This window comes from Streptomyces sp. NPDC037273 (genome assembly GCF_055603625.1).
Map to the genome: position 1 here is coordinate 85,804 of NZ_JBVJVO010000011.1, position 16,672 is coordinate 102,475.

Sequence of the window (16,672 nt, forward strand, 5' to 3'; positions counted from 1 at the left end):
TCGGCGGCCACGGAGGGTGGGCCGATGGGAGAACCCGTGTCGCCGTGCCGGGTGGCCCCGTGTCACATGGGGAGCGAGAGCAGACGTACTGGCCCTGCGGGCCAGCGGGAATCGTCGTGCAGGGGCGTCACCATGGTCCGCAGCGGCATGGTCACCAGGCGGTCCTCGGGCTGTGCGACGAGTACGTCCTGGTCGAGCGGATGCCATCCAAGGCGCTGGTAGAGCGGCACGAGGGGAGGTCGGCAGAACAGGAGTGCGTGCCGAGGACCCATCGTGCGGGCGTGTTCCAGAGCAGCTGTGACCACGCGCCGCGCCAGGCCGTGGCCTTGCATGCTGGGTGCGACGGCCACTCCACCGACGCCCACCACCTCTGTCTCGGTGTCGCCGATCGCGACGGGCAGTCGCCGCAGGCCGGTGTGTGCCACGAGCCGGTCTTCGTGTCTGATGCCGAAGTGTTCTTCTTTCGGCAACCAGGTCAGGCTGGTCGAGGCGACACCGAAGGGATCGTCGCCGTTGCCAAGGATCTCTTCCTGATCCGCCTTCGTGTACTGGGGAAGGCGGACCACGGTCGGTGCCACGGAGGATCGGTTGTCAGGCATTCCCCCATCATGATCTCTCCGCCAAGCACCGGCCAAGCCGCTTCGCCGCCGACACCGGACGCTGTCGCTCTCGGTCGACGGACGTTGTCAGGCGCGGTGGTAAGGCCGACGGGTCGGTGGCTGGTGCGGAAGCAGGCGTTGACCGACGAGGACTCGGAGATGTCGTCGCCCCCCGGCACGTGCCCGATAGGGTGACGCCCGTGCACCCGGTCGAACTGTTCCCCTCAGCTGCCGGACACCTCGACCTGCCGTTCGACTTCGACGTCGATCCCACCGACCCCAACAGTGTGGTGCGGCTGCTCACCCACCTCCGCCGCCATCAGGACTCCCTGCAGGACACCCCCCACGCCTGGGAGCGATTCACGAGAGTGCTCCTGAGCGACCTGAGAAGCGCTCCCGTTGCCGCTCCCGAGGTGCCGGAGGGAGCGCGCGTGCTGCTGGGGCTGGGTGTCTGCTGGGGTCCGGCGCGTTTGGCGTTCGAGTGTGCGCAGCCGCTCGCGACGTGGGAATGGCTGCATCGGGCGTTCGCCATCGCGGAGGACGAGGGTGGTTCGGTCGACATCGACATGGGACCGGTCGACCGCGCCTTGCGGAATCCGCTCTGGGGCGCGCCCGTGGCGCGCTGCCTCGTCCTTCTGGCCCCTATGGTGTTTCGTCTGGCCCTCGACGGCTCCTCCGAGCACCTGGCTCAGGGCTTCCGAGAACCGGTTCTCCTCTCCTGCGTACGGACTTTGCCGACTGGGGACCCGCACGTGGCCGAGGCGACGCTCGCCCTGACGCTGTACCTGGCCGCGCGCGGCTCCCATCCGCGAGCGAGCCTCCTTGGCCACGCGTTGGAGCGCCTCCTGTTCTCCGACCCGGGGCACCCATTCGCTGGCGCCATCGCCGCGGCACTGGCCGGTGCGCAGCCCCCTGTGACCCACCGTTCGCCTGCGGAGATCGCCGCGTGGGCGGTGAGGCACGTGTCCATGGCCCCTTTCGAAGGCCTCTCCCTCCAGGTGCAGCGTTTCATGGGGATGCCGGTGGGTGAGGCCGAGGCCTTCCTGCCCGCACTGTTGCGCCAGGTGGAGGCGGTCGTCGCTCTCGTCGAGAGCGACGACGATCCCGCGCAGGTGTCGCGCGATCGAGGCTTCGTCTTCTCCATAGTCGGCCGGCTCCAGTCCCGGTTCCTGCAGTCCGGTGACGCCGCACATCTCGCCCGTCTGCAGAGCATCTGGCGTGGCGTGCCGGCGGACCAAAGCCGTACGGACCGGTGCCTGACGCTGGCGAACGCCGGAAGCAGGGCCTGGTTCCGGCCCGGCTCGGCCCCGTCCCCGGACCCCTCCGACTCGCTCGCCCGACTCACCACAGCCTTCAACAGGGCGCTGGGGCACGCCCTGGTCGCCCAAGGCCACGACGACACCAAGTTGACGGTCCCTGCCAGCGGACGCAAGGACCCCGCGTACGCAGGTGAGTTGTCCGACGCCCTGCACGCCCATCTCGATGTGGCGGACCTGGCGGACTTCGCGTCCACAGAGAGGGCGGCCGCCTTCGTCTCGCTGCTGCCGAGCCTGGTCCCCGTGCAGGCGATGCTGGCCCGCGCCGACGGCCCGGTTCTACCCTTGGCGGTCAGTTTGCGCGCGCCACTGCCGGACCGACCGGTGGAACGCGTACAGCTGTGGTGCGGGGAGGCTCCCTCGGCTCGCGCGGAAGCCTCCATCGTCGAGACCCTGTTTTCCTGCGCCGGTGCGACGGTCGACGTGCTGACGGGCCCCGACCTCACTGGTGACCGTTTCCTCGCCGAGTTCCAGCGTGACGACTACGACGTCATCTGGGTGGTCGCACACGGTAGTCACCCTCTTTACGACCCCGACCGGTCCGCCATCGTCCTGAGTGCCACCGAAAGCGTCTTGCTCGACGACCTCGCTCGCGTGACACGTCCCCCGGCCTCGACCCGGCGGCTCGTGGTGTTCAACACCTGCGACAGCGCGGCTGCGGACACGCAGGGTCCCTATGACGACCGGGGCATCGCCCGTTCCCTGGCGGGCCCCGACCAAGCGGTCATCGGGCACCTGTGGCCGGTCGACGGAGACGCTGCCACGCTCTTCGGTGCGCTCCTCGCGATCGAACTCGTCGAGGGAAGCACCTACCCGGAGGCGTTCGCCAACGCCCTGTGTGGTCTGCAACGGGAGTGGGCCGCGGTGGCCCGGCGCCTCGGCGACTACGGCATCGGGGCCCTCGTGGCGGAGCCCCTCGCCAACTTCAAGCACCCGACCATCTTCGACTGGGGAAGCGCCGCCTTCCTGGAATGAGCCGGGGGCGTCGCCAGACCGCGGAGGCCACCGGTGCGACCCCGCGCCGCCCCGAGGTCGGCCCCTTCCCTGACCGAGTGCCGAGTACCGCCCCGGTCCCGCGCCGCGCCGCGCAAGGAAGGCCGGCGAGGTACGCCGCTGCTGTGGGCCGCCATGCGGTGGTGGGACATCCGGTGGACGTCGCTCTGACGGTAGCGGCGGCCGTGCGCAGTTTGTGCCGAGGTAGGACCGTCGACGGGCCGGGGGTGAGGCACGCGCCGTCCCCGAGGCCGAGGTCGATCCAGCGGATCCTGACGGCCGTCGCCGCCTGACCGGTCCGCGCGTCCAGTGGCCGGATTCAGATGGTCGCGCCAGGCCGCGGGGACTCCTGGCAAGACGCCATACGGGCACAAGTACGCCTGCGTCGACGTCCGATTCAAGACCAACTGGCCGACTAATCCCATTCGTTCAAACCAGTGACATTACATCTCCGCGCTTTGAACACAGTTTCATCACAAGAGTGGATGGAAAGCCTTTTCGGCCAACCGACGACTCGTACGCTGCGCGCAGCTGTCGTGTCGATCCGGCCGTGGCTTCGGGTACCAGGCCGCGCGCGGGAGAGCCCGTGACTTCGCTGTGCGCGGCAGAAGCATGGACGACATGGCTGAGAAGCGCGCTGGTGAGGGCGATGTGGCGGTGGTGCTCGGCACGCGTCCCGAGATCATCAAGTTGGCGCCGTTGATCCGTCTGCTGGGTGAGCGGGCGCGGGTCGTGCACACGGGACAGCACTACGACAGTGCGTTGTCGGGGACGTTCTTCTCCAACTTCGGACTGCCGCGGCCGCATCTGCTGCTGGACGGGGCGACGGGGCCGTGGGGGCGTGGGGCGCAGATCGGTTCGTTGACGGCGGAGCTGGCCCGGTCGTTCGTGGAGGATCCGCCGCGGGTGGTGGTGGTCCAGGGCGACACGAACAGCACGTCGGCCGGGGCGCAGGCCGCGCACTACTGCGGCATACCGGTGGTCCATGTCGAGGCGGGGCTCCGGTCGGGGGACCGGGAGATGCCGGAGGAGATCAATCGGCTCGTCGTCGGTGTGCTGGCCGATGTCCACTGCGCCGCCACCGCGGAGGCCGCGGAGAATCTGCTGGCGGCCGGAACGGTGGGCGAGCGGATACGGGTCACGGGTAACACCGTCGTCGAGGCCACGCTGATGTCGCTGCCCGATCCTGCCTCGTGCGAGCGTGTCGCGCGTGAGCACGGCGTCGAGGGGTCGTTCGTGCTCGCGACCGTGCACCGGCCGGAGAACACCGACAGCCCCGCGCGCCTGGGCGCGTTCCTCGGGGCCCTTGCCGACCTGGGCGAGCGTGTGGTGCTGCCGCTGCACCCCCGTACCCGGGCCAAGGCCAAGGAGTTCGGTCTGGAGCATGTTCTCGAGAGGTTGACGGTGGTCGACCCGGTAGACCACCCCACGTTCCTCGCCCTCGCCGCCCGTGCCCGGCTCCTCGTCTCCGACTCCGGGGGCGTCCAGGAGGAGGTCACCGTCCTGAAGAAGCCGCTGCTCGTGGTGCGTACCAGCACGGAGCGGCCCGAGGCGGTCACAGCCGGATTCAGCCGTCTCGTCGAACCGGGACCCGAGCTGCTCGACGCCGCGCGGGCCATGCTCGCCGATCCGGGCGTGGACGATCGGCTGCGGGAGACGCCGTCGCCGTACGGGGACGGCAGCGCCTCACACCAGATTCACGCCCTCGCGACGGCCCTGGCCGACGGCATGCCCCTGCCGGGCGCCGCGCCGGGCCGCTGAACACCCCCAGCAGTCGCCGCGACCACGCGGCGGCATCGAGCCATCCGGAACGGCCGGCGGGCTCTCGGCGAAAGGAGGACCCGTGTACGGGTCGGCAGGAAAGGGCGCTGTGGGCGCCGGAGTGGTCGTGGGTGGCGGTCAGCTCGCCATGACCGGCGGGACACCCGGTCTGGTGGCGACCCTCGTCGCCGTCGCCCTGGTGCTCGGCGGCGTCCTGATGGTGCGCTCCGCCCGTATCAAGGCGGCCAAGGGCTGACCTCGGCCCGGGGGGGGGGGAACCCCCCCCCCCGCCCCCCCCCCCCCCCCCCCCCCCCCCCCCCCCCCCCCCCCCCCCCCCCCCCCCCCCCCCCCCCCCCCCCCCCCCCCCCCCCCCCCCCCCCCCCCCCCCCCCCCCCCCCCCCCCCCCCCCCCCCCCCCCCCCCCCCCCGCCCCGTAGCGCGCCCCGGTCAGCTCGGTGGCGGAGTCCACGATGTGCTGGAGCGTGGTGCGGAGTTCGAGGTCCGTGCCGACGCTGAGGACCGCTTCGAGCAGCATGGGCAGGCGGGGCGTGTCCTCGTCCGTGTCCTCATCCATGATCGTCATGGTCTCATTGTCGTACGAATCATGCTCTATGGCCGATTTGTGTACCGCCGGGTGGCAAGCGGGTGGCCGGTTCTCGCCGGTCACCCGCCGATCCTCCGGAACGTCAGTCCTCGTCGGCCGTCGCCGCCTCGCGGACACCGCTGCCCAGCGGGTCGAGGACCATCGGCTGGACCTTGCCCTCCAGCATGGCGCCGAGGCCCAGGACCGCGCAGACGTCCGGGCGTTCGGCGATGTGCACCGGCATGCCGGTGGCCTCGCGCAGCATCTGGTCGAGGCCCGGCAGCAGGGCGCTGCCGCCGACCATCATGATCCCGCGGTCCGCGAGGTCCGCCACCAGGTCCGGCGGGCAGTCCCGCAGCACCTTCCCGATCCCGTCGAGGACCGCCGTGAGCGGGGTGTGGATGGCCTCCCGCACGGCGGCGGTGTCGACCGTGACCGAACGGGCCAGGCCCGTGGCCACGTCACGGCCGTGGATCTCGGTCCTGGCGGGCCCGTGGGGCGTCAGGCCATTGCCGCTCAGGGCGAGTTGCAGCGGACGGACCGACTGGCTCGGCAGCATCAGCTCGTGGTGGTGGCGCAGGTGCTGGATGACCGCGTGGTCGATGGCGTCGCCGCCCACCGGCATCCGCTCGGCCGTCACGATCGCGCCGAGCGACAACACCGCGACCTGCGTCGTCGCCGCCCCGCAGACCATGATCATGGTCGCGGTCGGCTGCTCGACCGGCAGGCCGCAGCCCACCGCCGCGGCGATCAGCGTGTCGACGAGCTCCACCCGGCGCGCGCCGAGACCGACGAGGGTCTCCACGGCGGCGCGCTGCGCCAGCGGATCGCTGTCGTGCGGGGTGCACGCGGCCGCGCGCAGCCGGGGCTTGCGGCGCAGCTGCCGGCGCAGCTTCTCGCCCAGGAGGTGACGCAGCATCCGCTGCGCCATCTCGATGTCGACGACCGTGCCCCCCGAGACCGGGCGGACCACCCGGATGTAGTCGGGGGTGCGGCCGGTCATCTTCTCGGCCAGCGCGCCGACGGCGATCAGCGCTCCGGTACGGGTGTTGACGGCGGCGACGCTCGGCTCGTCGACGACGAGTCCGGCGCCCTTGACGAAGACCCGGGTGCGGGCGGCACCCAGGTCGACGGCGACATGGCAACGACGCAGCTGCTCAAGGCTGACGGTCACGGCGGATCCTCCGGAGTGCGGTGCTGGCACGGGCGAGGCGGTTCGCTCATCGCGTTCCTGTTCGCATCGTCGGGCCGTCCGGGGCGCCGCGCGCGCTGGGCTGCGCCGCCCGGGGCCCCACGCGGAGGCGGTCACGGGGGTGGTGACGGGGGAGCCGGTACGGGCGGGGCCCCGTGGAGGTGATCCTTCCCGAAGCGGGAGAATCGCGACGCACCGCCGACGACCTGCGGTTTCCTCACACAATCCTCACCTCCCCGACCCCTGGCCACCGCACTTCGGCGCATAGCCTGCGGGCCCCATGGACTACTGCCACGCGTGCCGGCGGCATCTCAACGGGGCCCTCGCCTGCGCAGGGTGCGGGACCCCCGTCGAGGAACTGCGGTACGAGACCCCCCACATACCGGCCCACCGGCCGGCTCCCGTCCAGGTCCCCACCCCGGACCACGCCTACACCGCCCCGGACGCCTACGCACCCGCGTACGTCGCCGAGGACGCCTACCCGCCCGTGCGCGAAGACGCGTACGCGCCCGTGCGCGAAGACGCGTACGCGCCCGCGCCCGAGCCCGTGCGTGAAGACGCTTACGCGCCCGAGCACGTCTACGAACTGGACGTCGTCGAGCGGCCCCGCCCCGCCGCCGGCGGTCGCCGTGCCGCGCGGATCGCCGCCGCTCAGGAACGCGAGGGGCGGGGCCGTACCGCCGCGCGCAAGGGGCGGCGCTCCCGGTCGCGCGGGGGCCGTACGGTCCTGGTCGGCACGGTCGGCCTGGTCCTGGCGGCGGGAACGCTCAGCCTCGCCCGGCTGGCCCTGGAGGATCCGCCGCAGGACGGCGCGGCCACGGCCGTGGAGGAGCTTGAGGTCACCGCGACCCCGCTCACCCCGGGGCCCTCCGACGCCACCGAGCCCCCGGACGGCACCGGCCCGTCGCCGGTCACCGAGGCCCCGAGCGCCACGTCCGCCCGCCCACGCCAGGTCAGCGCGGCCGCCGGTGCGGGCGGGCGCGGCGGGCCGGGACCGGCGGCCTCGGGACCGGGAGGGGGCACGGGCCCGGCCTCCGGTACGGGTCAGGGCGGCGGCGGTGACCCCGCCCAGGGGCCGACGGAGACCGGCTCGCCGACCGCGCCGGGCTCGCCGACCGTGACGCCCTCCACGAGCTCGGGCACCCCGGGCTCCACCGGATCGCCCACCCCGGGCACCCCCGGCCCGTCGACCACCGGCCCGACCCCGACCACCACCCCGAGCCCGGAGCAGACCTGCACCCGCTTCCTCTGGTGGTGCGTGTAGGTCCCGGGTCCGGCCCGGCCTATGCCAGGTCGGCGCCGAGCATGCGGCGGAGGAGGTCGCGGAGGAGGGTCCGCTCGGCCTCGGAGAGTTCGCCGAGGGGTTCGCGGGCGAAGTCGAGGGAGTCGCGGAGGCGGCGGGCGGTCTCGTGGCCCGCCTCGGTGGGGGCGGCGAGCTTGACGCGGCGGTCGTCGGGGTCGGGGCGGCGCTCGACCAGGCCGCGCGCTTCGAGGCGGTCGACGATGCCGGTGATGTTGGAGGGCTCGCACTTCAGCTTCTGCGCGATGCGGCGCATCGGCAGCGGGTCGAGCGAGAGCAGGCCGAGGACGCGGGCCTGGGCGCCGGTCAGCGCGTGCTGCGCGGCCGCCTGCTCGTACTCCTCGTAGTAGCGCGCCACGACCGTGCCGATCAGCTCGACGACTTCGAGGGTCAGGGGGTCCGTGCGAGAGGTGGCCATGGGCGGCAGTCTACCCAGATACTTGACAACATGAAATATCTAGGCGCATGGTTGTTTGAGGTAGTCAACCTTTTGTGATCCAAAGCTTTTCTGGAGGCCGTGCTCATGTCCGTTCTTCCCGCGTCCAGCCGTGAGTGGCACCTCGTCGCCCGTCCGCACGGCTGGCCCGTCCCCGCGGACTTCGCGCTGCGCGAGACCCCGGTCACCGAGCCCGCCGAGGGCCGCATCCTCGTGCGCAACCTGCACTTCTCCGTCGACCCGTACATGCGCGGCCGGATGAACGACGTCAAGTCCTACATCCCGCCCTTCGCGCTGGACGCCCCGATGGACGGCGGCGCGGTCGGCGAGGTCGTCGCCTCGAACGCCGAGGGCTTCGCCGTCGGCGACCACGTGCTGCACGGCCTCGGCTGGCGCGAGTACGCCGACGTCCCCGCCAGGGGCGCCACCAAGGTCGACCCGGCCCTCGCCCCCCTCTCCGCCTACCTGGGCGTGCTCGGCATGACCGGCCTCACCGCCTACGCCGGCCTCTTCGACGTGGCCTCCTTCAAGGAGGGCGACGCCGTCTTCGTCTCCGGCGCGGCCGGCGCCGTCGGCAGCCAGGTCGGCCAGATGGCGAAGCTCAAGGGCGCCTCCCGCGTCATCGGCTCCGCCGGCTCCGACGAGAAGGTGAAGTTCCTCGTCGAGGAGCTCGGCTTCGACGCCGCCTTCAACTACAAGAACGGCCCGGTCAAGGACCAGCTCAGGGAGGCCGCCCCGGACGGCATCGACGTCTACTTCGACAACGTCGGCGGCGACCACCTCGAAGCCGCGATCTCCTCGCTCAACGTGCACGGCCGCGCCACCATCTGCGGCATGATCGCCCAGTACAACGACACCGAGCCGGTGCCCGGACCGCGCAACATGGCGATGATCATCGGCAAGCGGCTGCGCCTCCAGGGCGTCCTCGTCGGCGACCACTACGGCCTGCAGAAGCAGTTCGTCCAGGAGGTCGGCGGCTGGCTCGGCTCCGGCGAGCTGAAGCACCGCGAGACCTTCGTCGAGGGCATCGAGAACGGCGTCGACGCCTTCCTCGGACTCCTCCGCGGCGACAACACCGGAAAGATGATCGTCTCGGTGACCCGCTAGTCTTCCCTCAGCCGTCGCGATCGTGGGCGCGAGTCGCGGCGAACCGCAGAAGGAAGTACCCGCATGTCCATCCAGCAGTCGGACGTCCTCTACACCGCCGTCGCCACCGCCGAGAACGGCCGTGACGGGCGCGTCGCCACCGACGACGGCCAGCTCGACGTCGTCGTCAACCCGCCGAAGGCCATGGGCGGATCCGGCGCCGGCACCAACCCCGAGCAGCTCTTCGCGGCCGGCTACAGCGCCTGCTTCCAGGGCGCGCTCGGCGTCGTCGCCCGCAACGAGAACGCGGACGTCTCCGGCTCGACGGTCACCGCCGAGGTCGGCATCGGCAAGAACGACGACGGCTTCGGCATCATCGTCAAGATCTCGGCGACCATCCCGAACGTGGACGCCGAGACCGCCAAGAGCCTGATCGAGAAGGCCCACCAGGTCTGCCCGTACTCCAAGGCGACCCGCGGCAACATCACGGTCGAGCTCGCCGTCTGACCGCCGTACCCGCACACTGGGCGAGGGCCGCACTCCGACCGACCGGGGTGCGGCCCTCGCCCTCGTCGTACGGCCGTGGCGGCGGGCCGGCCCGCGGCCCTCGCCGTGTCCGGAACCCGTCGGCTACGGCATCATGTCCCTGTCCAGCGGACGGGGGAGTCGAGTGTCGTCGTACAACGGGCCGGAACAGGCCGGCCACGGGCTGATCGGCGGGCGGTACCGCCTGGGGGAGAGGCTCGGCCAGGGCGGCATGGGCGTCGTCCGCAAAGCCACCGACGAACTCCTCGGACGCCCGGTCGCGGTCAAGACCCTCGCCCTCGACGAGGGCGCCGACCCGGCGGGCGCGCTGCGGGAGGCGCGGGTCGTCGCCCGCATCCGGCACCCGCACGTCGTCGTCGTCCACGACATCGTCGAGCACGAGGGCCGGCCCGCCCTCGTGATGGAGCTCGTCGACGGCGGATCGCTCGCCGACCGGCTGGCCGCGGGACACGTCCTGTCGCCCCGGGAGACCGCGCGCCTCGGCCTCGACCTGCTCGACGCGCTCGGCGCCGCCCATGCCCTTGGCGTCCTGCACCGGGACGTGAAACCGGCCAACGTCCTCCTGGAGAAGGGCAGCGGCCGGGCGGTCCTCACCGACTTCGGCATCGCCAGCCTCCCCGGCGCCACCACCCTCAGCGGCACCGGCGTCTTCGTCGGCACCCCCGAGTACACCGCGCCGGAGCGGATGCAGGGCGACGACGCCGGCCCGGCATCCGACCTCTGGTCGCTCGGCGCGCTCCTCTGCGCGGCCGCGACCGGCACCTCGCCCTTCCGCCGCGACTCGATCGGCGCCGTCCTGCACGCCGTCGTGTACGAGGAGATCCGCCCCTCCGAGCGGCTCGGCCCCCTCCTCCCCGTCGTCCTCGGCCTCCTCGAACGCGACCCCGACCGCCGCCTGGCCCCCGCCGAAGCCCGCCGCATGCTCGCCGCCTGCGCGACCGGGGACGACCCGGAAGAAGCGCCCGCGCCGGTCCGGCCGCCGGCCGCGCGGGGCGACGGACCGACCCCGGTCCTGCCGAGCGCCGCCGGAGCCGGTGGCGAAGGGCCGACGCCGGTCCGCCCGCCGACCGCCCCCGGGCACGCGCAGGCCGCCACCCCGCGGCTGCCCTCGGCGCCGGAGACGCCGGCCGGTCCCGCGGCACCCGACCGCGCGGCCACCGAGCCCCGTACCGACCCCCTTACCGACCCCGCCGCCCGGCCCGCGCGCCGGGCCGGGCTCGCCGTGCCGCTCGTGGCCGCGGTCATCGCCGCGGCCGTCGCGGCGGTCACGGTGGCGGTGCTGCTCGCCGGACGGGACGAGCCGTCGAAGGCGGCGGGACCGGAGAGCGCCCCGAGCGCCCCGGCGTCGCCGACGCCCACGGGCACCGCCGGCTCCCCGTCGCCCGCCGCCCCCGCCGGGTACACGACCGTCGAGGACGAGCGCGGGTTCACGCTGGCCGTGCCGGCCGGGGCGCGGCGGTCGACGGACGGGGCGCGGGTGTTCTACACGACGCCGGACGGGGCCGCGTGGGTCGGGGTGAGGATCAGGGCGATCCCGGCCGGCGGGGCGATCGGGCTGATGCGGGACGCGGACGCGAGCGGTCCGAAGACCAATCCGGGGTACCGCGACGCGACGGTCGAGGAGACCCGGCACAACGGACTGCCCGCCGCGCGCTGGGAGTTCACCTGGAACGGCTTCACCAGCGCGCAGGGGCCCCGGCACACCGTCGACGTCTGCTGGGAGCAGGCGGGGACGCTGTACGACGTGTGGGCGTCGGCCCCCCTCGACCGGGCGGGGGAGGCCCGGCGGTACTTCGACACGGCGGTCGACACCTTCCGCACATCGGGCCGCTGACCTGCCACGGTGGCCCCCGGGCGGCCGTCGGGGGCACCGATAGGGTGAGCCCCATGCGTGATCTCGGGGTGGGTTTCAAGTACCTGGTCGAAGGCCAGAAGTGGGTGGGCCGGCACGGGCGGTGGTTCGGGTTCGGGCTGTTGCCCGGTCTCGTGACGCTCGTCCTGTACGTGGGCGCGCTCGTCGGTCTCGGTTACGGCGCCGACGACCTGGCCGCGTGGGCGACGCCGTTCGCCGACGACTGGACCTCGCCCTGGCTCGGACTGTTCCGGGGGACGCTGACGGCCCTGGTCTTCGCCTTCGGCCTGTTCCTTGCGGTCATCACCTTCACCGCCGTCACGCTGCTCGTCGGCCAGCCCTTCTACGAGTCCCTCTCCGAGGAGGTCGACCGCGGCGAGGGCGGCGAGGTGCCCGAGTCCGGGCTGCCGCTCTGGCGCGAGCTGTGGATCTCGGCCAGGGACAGCCTGCGGGTGCTGCTGCGGGTCGCGTTCTACGGCGTCCTGCTCTTCGCCTGCGGCTTCATCCCGGTGGTCGGCCAGACCGTCGTGCCCGCGCTCGGCTTCTGCGTCTCCGGGTTCTTCCTCGCCGAGGAGCTGACGGCGGTGGCGCTCCAGCGCCGTGGCGTCGAACTGAAGGAGCGGCTGGGGATGCTGCGGCAGCGGCGCCTGGCCGTGCTCGGCTTCGGCGTACCCCTGACCCTCGCCTTCCTCGTCCCGTTCGTCGCGGTCTTCCTGATGCCGGGCGCGGTCGCCGGCGCCACCCTCATGGTCCGCGACCTGCGCGGCGAGACGGCCGACGACGAGACCGAGGACGACGACCGGGAGAACGGCGATCGGGAGAACGGCGGCCTTTCCGTCGGCTAGCCCGGCCGCCGGGAGGCTCAGCCCTCGATGACGGGGTGCAGTTCCGGGCGGGCGTCCCACCAGGTGCGGTGGAAGGCGTTGTTGTCGACGTTCGCCAGATAGGCGCGGGCCGCGGCCCGGTACATGAGGTCCGCGTGCGGGGCGGGGACGGCGGCGCGGTTCCAGGCGAGGCGGATGCGGCCCATGACGGGGTCGCCCTCCAGGGGGCGCAGGACGGTGCCCTCGGCCGGCGGGGCGGTCGGCTGGCTCATGGAGATCGCGCGGCCAGACGCGATGAGACCGTAGTGCATCTGCCGGTCGGCGACGCGGTGCCGCAGGACGGGCGTGAAACCGGCCTTCCGGCAGGCGGCGACCAGGGCCTCGGGGCCGCCGTCGTCGTCCTCGACCAGCGTCATCCAGGACTCGCCGGCCAGCTCGGCCAGGGCGATCCGGTCCTTGCCGGCCAGCGGGTGGGCCGCCGAGAGCCGTACGCAGAAGGGTTCCCTGGGGATCAGGGTGCGGGCGGTGGTCCCCTCGGGCAGCGGCACCTCGTGGTCGTTGACCTCGCCGTAGAGGACGGCGTCGTACCGTCCCGCGCCGAGCTGCCGGGTGAGGGTCGTCGCCGAGTGCTCCACGGTGACGGAGATGTCCTGCCCGGCCATGACCTCCTCCAGCTCCCCGAGGAGCCGGTCGACGAGCACGAGCAGGATGCAGCCGAGCCGCAGCGGGGTGTGCGGGGCGACGGCGCGGGCCCCGGCGGCCAGCGCGTCCATCTCGCCGAGCACGAGCCGGGCCTTGGAGAGGACGAACTCGCCCAGCGGGGTGGGCTCCACACCGCGGGGGCCGCGCAGGAACAGCTCCCCGCCGGCGACGCGTTCGATGCGGCGCAACTGTGCGGAGAGGGCCGGCTGCGAGACGCCGAGCCGCCCGGCCGCGCGTCCCAGACTGCCCGCTTCCGCTATCCGGCAGACGGCCTCAAGATGCCTCAACTCCAGCTGCATTTCAGCAGCGTACGCAGCACCGCGCGGGCGCACCATAACCCGCGTCTTATGCCGCGTGAGATGTCCCGAACTAGCCATGTCCACGCCCATACTCGGCGCGACGATCCGTCTCCCCCACCACGATCCACACCCCGATCGGAGCAGACGTTGCACCCCACCAGACTCACGGCGACCGTGGCCGCCCTGGCACTGTCGGCGAGCCTCGCGACCGCCCTCGCCGGCACCGCCACCGCGGCCCCGCAGGCGCAGCCCGTACCCCCGGGCCACGGAAAGTCCCTCGCGCTCGCGGCCGCCGACGGCGCCGCGGCGAGCGGTCTCGACGAGCTGCGGCACGGCGCGGACGAAGACCTCGTCCGGACCTCGGTCACCCCGTGGACGAACGGCCTGTACTACGCCTCGTACGAGCGCACCTACCGCGGCCTCCCCGTCGTCGGCGGCGACGCGGTCGTCGTCTCCGACAGCGCCGGCAAGGTCCGCGAGGTCACCGGGGCCCCCGTACCGGCCTTCAAGGTCTCCACCAAGGCCAAGGTCACCGCCGAGGCGGCCCTCGCCACCGCCCGCGGCCAGCTGGCCTCCGTGGAGAGCGCGAGCGCCCCCGAGCTGACCGTCCTGCTCAAGGGCGGCAAGGCCGTGCTGACCTGGCACACCCTGGTCATCGGCCGCACCGCGCAGAACGCGCCGAGCTCCCTCGACACCTTCGTCGACGCGCGCACCGGGGCCGTCACCCGCGCCACCGACAAGATCCTGCACGCCGACGGCCGCGGCTACCACAACGGCAACGTCACCATCGACACCGCCGCCTCCTCCATGACCGACACCACGCGTGGCGGCTTCAAGTGCGGCGGCCAGAACGGCAGCGCCTACACCGGCTCCTCGCCGTGGGGCAACAACGGCGCCAACGACCTGGTGACCGCCTGCGTCGACATCATGTACGCGGCGCAGAAGGAACACTCCATGCTCAAGGAGTGGTTCGGCTACAACGGCCAGAACGGCCAGGGCGGCATGGTCCCGGCCCGCGCCGGACTCTCCGAGGTCAACGCCTACTACGACGGCACGAAGACGACGTACGGGCGCGCCCAGACCGGCTCCAACCAGCTCACCGGCATCGACGTCGTGGCGCACGAGTACGGCCACGAGATCTTCGACCGGACGCCGGGCAGCTCGGGCTCGTCCAACGAGAACGGCGGCATGAACGAGTCGACGGGCGACATCTTCGGCGCGCTCACCGAGCACTACGCCAACAACCCGAACGACACCCCGGACTACACGGTCGGCGAGAAGGTCAACTTCTTCGGCGACGGCAAGCCGATCCGGAACATGTACAACCCCTCCCTCGTCGGCGGCGACCCCAACTGCTACCCGCAGCTGACCTCCGGCACCGAGGTGCACGCGGCGGCGGGCCCGCAGAACCACTGGTTCTACCTGCTCGCCGAGGGCTCCAACCCGGGCGGCGGCAAGCCCAGCAGCCCCATATGTTCCGGCGGTCCCTCCTCGGTGACCGGCATCGGCATCCAGAAGGCCGGCAAGGTGTTCATGGGCGCCCTGCTCATGAAGACCTCCTCCTGGAACCACCTCGCCGCCCGCAAGGCGACGCTGACCAGCGCCAAGAACACCTACGGCAGCGTCGAGTGCAACGCGGTGAAGGCGGCCTGGAACGCGGTCGGCGTCCCGGCCCAGTCCGGTGAGACCGACTGCGGCGGCACCAACACCCCGGACTTCTCGCTCGCCCTGAACCCGTCCTCGGGCTCGGTCCAGGCGGGTGCCTCGGTCACCTCCACGGTGAACACCTCCACCACCGGCGGCAGCGCGCAGACCGTCCAGCTCTCCGCGAGCGGCGCGCCCAGCGGCGTCACCGTCTCCTTCAGCCCCTCCTCGGTCACCTCGGGCTCCTCGTCCACCATGACCGTCCAGGTCGCGGCGGGCACGGCCAACGGCACCTACCCGATCACCGTCACCGGTACGGGCTCCGCCACGCACACGGTCACCTACCAGCTGACGGTCGGCAGCACGACCCCGCCCACCGGCTGCTCCGGCGCGGAGAACACCTACCAGGGCACCCTGGCCTCCGGCCAGGCCCAGGCGCAGCCGGACGGCTCGTACTACTACTCGGCGACCGCCGGCACCCACACGGGCTGCCTCCGCGGCCCGGCCGGCGCCGACTTCGACCTGTACCTGCAGAAGTGGAACGGGTCGGCCTGGGCGGACGTGGCGGTCGGCGGCACGGCATCGGCCGACGAGAACACCAGCTACTACGGCACCGCGGGCTACTACCGGTACGTGGTCCACGCGTACAGCGGCTCCGGCGCGTACACGCTGGGCCTGAGCGCCCCGTAACGGGGACGGGGCGCCGTCGCGGACCGGGGGTTCCGTGACGGCGATCCCGGAGCCGGGCGGCCGTATGTCCCACGGCCGCCCGGCTTCCGCGCGTGCCGGGCCGGTACGGGGGGCCGGCCCGGTCCGTGGACGGTCAGCCGACCTCGGCGAGGACGAAGCCCGGCTCGTCGGGGCCCGCGTCGGCGATCCGCCCGCCGTCCGGGCCCCAGGCGCCGGCCCGGCCGGTGCCGATGCCGTCCTCGTTGGGCCCCAGGACGTTGCCGAGCACCACGTACAGGCCGAAGTCCCTGGCCCGTACCGGGTACACCGTCTCGAAGGAGTCGTTGTCGGCGCCGAGCACCGAACTCGCCAGGTACACCGAGCAGTTGTCGGCGGCGGCCCGCTCGGCGAGCTCGGGGAATCGGTTGTCGTAACAGGTGGCGAGGGCGAACCGGACCCCGTCGAGCGTGAACCGCCCGTCGACGGTGCCGGGTTCGAAGGCCTCGGCCTCGACCCCGTACAGGTTCCGCTTGTCGTAGCGGGTGAGGAGCGTGCCGTCCGGGCCGATGACCAGCGTGGTCAGCCCGGGGCGCGAACCGGCAGTCCGCACCGGCCCGTTGACCACGGCCGCCGCGCCGGCCGCCCGGCACGCCTCCCGCAGCGGGTCGAGGCGCGGGTCGTCCTCGGCGAGGACGAGCGCGGGGGAGTCCCGGATCAGGGACGGTTCGTACCCGGTCAGGGAGAGCTCGGCGAAGACCACGACCCGGGCCCCGGCGGCCCCGGCCGCCCTCACCAGGCCGGCGATCGTACGGACGTTGGCGTCGATGTCCCCGGCGACCGGGGCGAACTGGGTGGCTGCGACGATCATGGC

At 72.8% G+C, this 16,672-nt stretch carries 14 protein-coding genes and 1 pseudogene; 9 read left to right on the forward strand and 6 right to left on the reverse strand.

The window, feature by feature from the left end; genetic code table 11:
* Positions 1 to 62: 62 nt before the first annotated feature.
* Positions 63 to 599, reverse strand: a complete 537-nt coding sequence (locus ACZ7G1_RS26615) for a GNAT family N-acetyltransferase (protein WP_470880240.1) — start codon at positions 597 to 599, stop codon at positions 63 to 65.
* A 200-nt stretch (positions 600 to 799) separates the two neighbouring features.
* On the opposite strand from ACZ7G1_RS26615, the gene ACZ7G1_RS26620 reads away from it, so the two are divergent.
* From ACZ7G1_RS26620 to ACZ7G1_RS26630, 3 genes are all read left to right on the forward strand, one after another.
* Entirely contained in the window at positions 800 to 2,890 is a 2,091-nt protein-coding gene (locus ACZ7G1_RS26620) for a CHAT domain-containing protein (RefSeq protein WP_470880238.1), read from the forward strand.
* A 639-nt stretch (positions 2,891 to 3,529) separates the two neighbouring features.
* Positions 3,530 to 4,669 (forward strand): non-hydrolyzing UDP-N-acetylglucosamine 2-epimerase, encoded by a 1,140-nt coding sequence (wecB, locus tag ACZ7G1_RS26625; RefSeq protein ID WP_470880236.1) that lies wholly within the window; start codon positions 3,530 to 3,532, stop codon positions 4,667 to 4,669.
* A 109-nt stretch (positions 4,670 to 4,778) separates the two neighbouring features.
* On the forward strand, positions 4,779 to 4,925 hold the full coding sequence (locus ACZ7G1_RS26630; protein WP_470880234.1) for a hypothetical protein: 147 nt from the start codon (positions 4,779 to 4,781) through the stop codon (positions 4,923 to 4,925).
* 164 nt (positions 4,926 to 5,089) lie between these two features.
* On the opposite strand, the pseudogene ACZ7G1_RS26635 reads toward ACZ7G1_RS26630, so the two are convergent.
* Positions 5,090 to 5,251: pseudogene (locus ACZ7G1_RS26635) on the reverse strand (histidine kinase); the annotation flags it as partial.
* A gap of 103 nt (positions 5,252 to 5,354) precedes the next feature.
* Positions 5,355 to 6,425: a rod shape-determining protein MreB gene (gene mreB / locus ACZ7G1_RS26640; RefSeq protein WP_470873281.1), complete on the reverse strand. Its 1,071-nt coding sequence runs from the start codon at positions 6,423 to 6,425 to the stop codon at positions 5,355 to 5,357.
* A gap of 298 nt (positions 6,426 to 6,723) precedes the next feature.
* Here mreB and ACZ7G1_RS26645 point away from each other — a divergent pair, with 298 nt between their 5' ends.
* The gene (locus ACZ7G1_RS26645; RefSeq protein ID WP_470873283.1) at positions 6,724 to 7,707 is read left to right on the forward strand and encodes an SCO2400 family protein; all 984 of its coding nucleotides are present in this window, start codon (positions 6,724 to 6,726) and stop codon (positions 7,705 to 7,707) included.
* Positions 7,708 to 7,726: 19 nt separating this feature from the next.
* Here the strand turns inward: ACZ7G1_RS26645 and ACZ7G1_RS26650 are convergent, their stop codons facing one another.
* Complete coding sequence (locus tag ACZ7G1_RS26650; RefSeq protein WP_470873285.1) at positions 7,727 to 8,161, reverse strand: MarR family winged helix-turn-helix transcriptional regulator; 435 nt, start codon at positions 8,159 to 8,161, stop codon at positions 7,727 to 7,729.
* A gap of 105 nt (positions 8,162 to 8,266) precedes the next feature.
* Here ACZ7G1_RS26650 and ACZ7G1_RS26655 point away from each other — a divergent pair, with 105 nt between their 5' ends.
* From ACZ7G1_RS26655 to ACZ7G1_RS26670, 4 genes are all read left to right on the forward strand, one after another.
* Positions 8,267 to 9,286 (forward strand): NADP-dependent oxidoreductase, encoded by a 1,020-nt coding sequence (locus tag ACZ7G1_RS26655; RefSeq protein WP_470873286.1) that lies wholly within the window; start codon positions 8,267 to 8,269, stop codon positions 9,284 to 9,286.
* Between the two features lie 63 nt (positions 9,287 to 9,349).
* A complete protein-coding gene (locus tag ACZ7G1_RS26660) occupies positions 9,350 to 9,772 on the forward strand; it encodes an organic hydroperoxide resistance protein (protein ID WP_086831271.1) in 423 nt (140 codons plus the stop codon).
* 133 nt (positions 9,773 to 9,905) lie between these two features.
* Positions 9,906 to 11,645, forward strand: coding sequence for a protein kinase domain-containing protein (locus ACZ7G1_RS26665; RefSeq protein WP_471204277.1), 1,740 nt, complete (start codon positions 9,906 to 9,908; stop codon positions 11,643 to 11,645).
* A 53-nt stretch (positions 11,646 to 11,698) separates the two neighbouring features.
* The gene (locus ACZ7G1_RS26670) at positions 11,699 to 12,508 is read left to right on the forward strand and encodes an EI24 domain-containing protein (RefSeq protein WP_470873290.1); all 810 of its coding nucleotides are present in this window, start codon (positions 11,699 to 11,701) and stop codon (positions 12,506 to 12,508) included.
* Between the two features lie 17 nt (positions 12,509 to 12,525).
* Here ACZ7G1_RS26670 and ACZ7G1_RS26675 read toward each other — a convergent pair whose 3' ends face one another.
* Positions 12,526 to 13,488, reverse strand: coding sequence for a LysR family transcriptional regulator (locus tag ACZ7G1_RS26675; protein ID WP_470873292.1), 963 nt, complete (start codon positions 13,486 to 13,488; stop codon positions 12,526 to 12,528).
* Positions 13,489 to 13,635: 147 nt separating this feature from the next.
* Here ACZ7G1_RS26675 and ACZ7G1_RS26680 point away from each other — a divergent pair, with 147 nt between their 5' ends.
* Positions 13,636 to 15,822 carry a M4 family metallopeptidase gene (locus ACZ7G1_RS26680; protein WP_470873294.1) on the forward strand — a complete coding sequence of 729 codons (2,187 nt, stop codon included), beginning with the start codon at positions 13,636 to 13,638 and terminating at the stop codon, positions 15,820 to 15,822.
* Positions 15,823 to 15,955: 133 nt separating this feature from the next.
* Here the strand turns inward: ACZ7G1_RS26680 and ACZ7G1_RS26685 are convergent, their stop codons facing one another.
* A complete protein-coding gene (locus ACZ7G1_RS26685) occupies positions 15,956 to 16,669 on the reverse strand; it encodes a carbon-nitrogen hydrolase family protein (protein WP_470873296.1) in 714 nt (237 codons plus the stop codon).
* Between the last annotated feature and the right edge of the window lie 3 nt (positions 16,670 to 16,672).

Bases quoted from the DNA above. Each gene is read 5' to 3' on its own strand.
- ACZ7G1_RS26615 (WP_470880240.1), bottom strand. From the start codon at position 599: ATGCCTGACAACCGATCCTCCGTGGCACCGACCGTGGTCCGCCTTCCC.
- wecB (WP_470880236.1), top strand. From the start codon at position 3,530: ATGGCTGAGAAGCGCGCTGGTGAGGGCGATGTGGCGGTGGTGCTCGGC.
- ACZ7G1_RS26645 (WP_470873283.1), top strand. From the start codon at position 6,724: ATGGACTACTGCCACGCGTGCCGGCGGCATCTCAACGGGGCCCTCGCC.
- ACZ7G1_RS26650 (WP_470873285.1), bottom strand. From the start codon at position 8,161: ATGGCCACCTCTCGCACGGACCCCCTGACCCTCGAAGTCGTCGAGCTG.
- ACZ7G1_RS26655 (WP_470873286.1), top strand. From the start codon at position 8,267: ATGTCCGTTCTTCCCGCGTCCAGCCGTGAGTGGCACCTCGTCGCCCGT.
- ACZ7G1_RS26660 (WP_086831271.1), top strand. From the start codon at position 9,350: ATGTCCATCCAGCAGTCGGACGTCCTCTACACCGCCGTCGCCACCGCC.
- ACZ7G1_RS26665 (WP_471204277.1), top strand. From the start codon at position 9,906: ATGTCCCTGTCCAGCGGACGGGGGAGTCGAGTGTCGTCGTACAACGGG.
- ACZ7G1_RS26670 (WP_470873290.1), top strand. From the start codon at position 11,699: ATGCGTGATCTCGGGGTGGGTTTCAAGTACCTGGTCGAAGGCCAGAAG.
- ACZ7G1_RS26675 (WP_470873292.1), bottom strand. From the start codon at position 13,488: ATGCAGCTGGAGTTGAGGCATCTTGAGGCCGTCTGCCGGATAGCGGAA.
- ACZ7G1_RS26685 (WP_470873296.1), bottom strand. From the start codon at position 16,669: ATGATCGTCGCAGCCACCCAGTTCGCCCCGGTCGCCGGGGACATCGAC.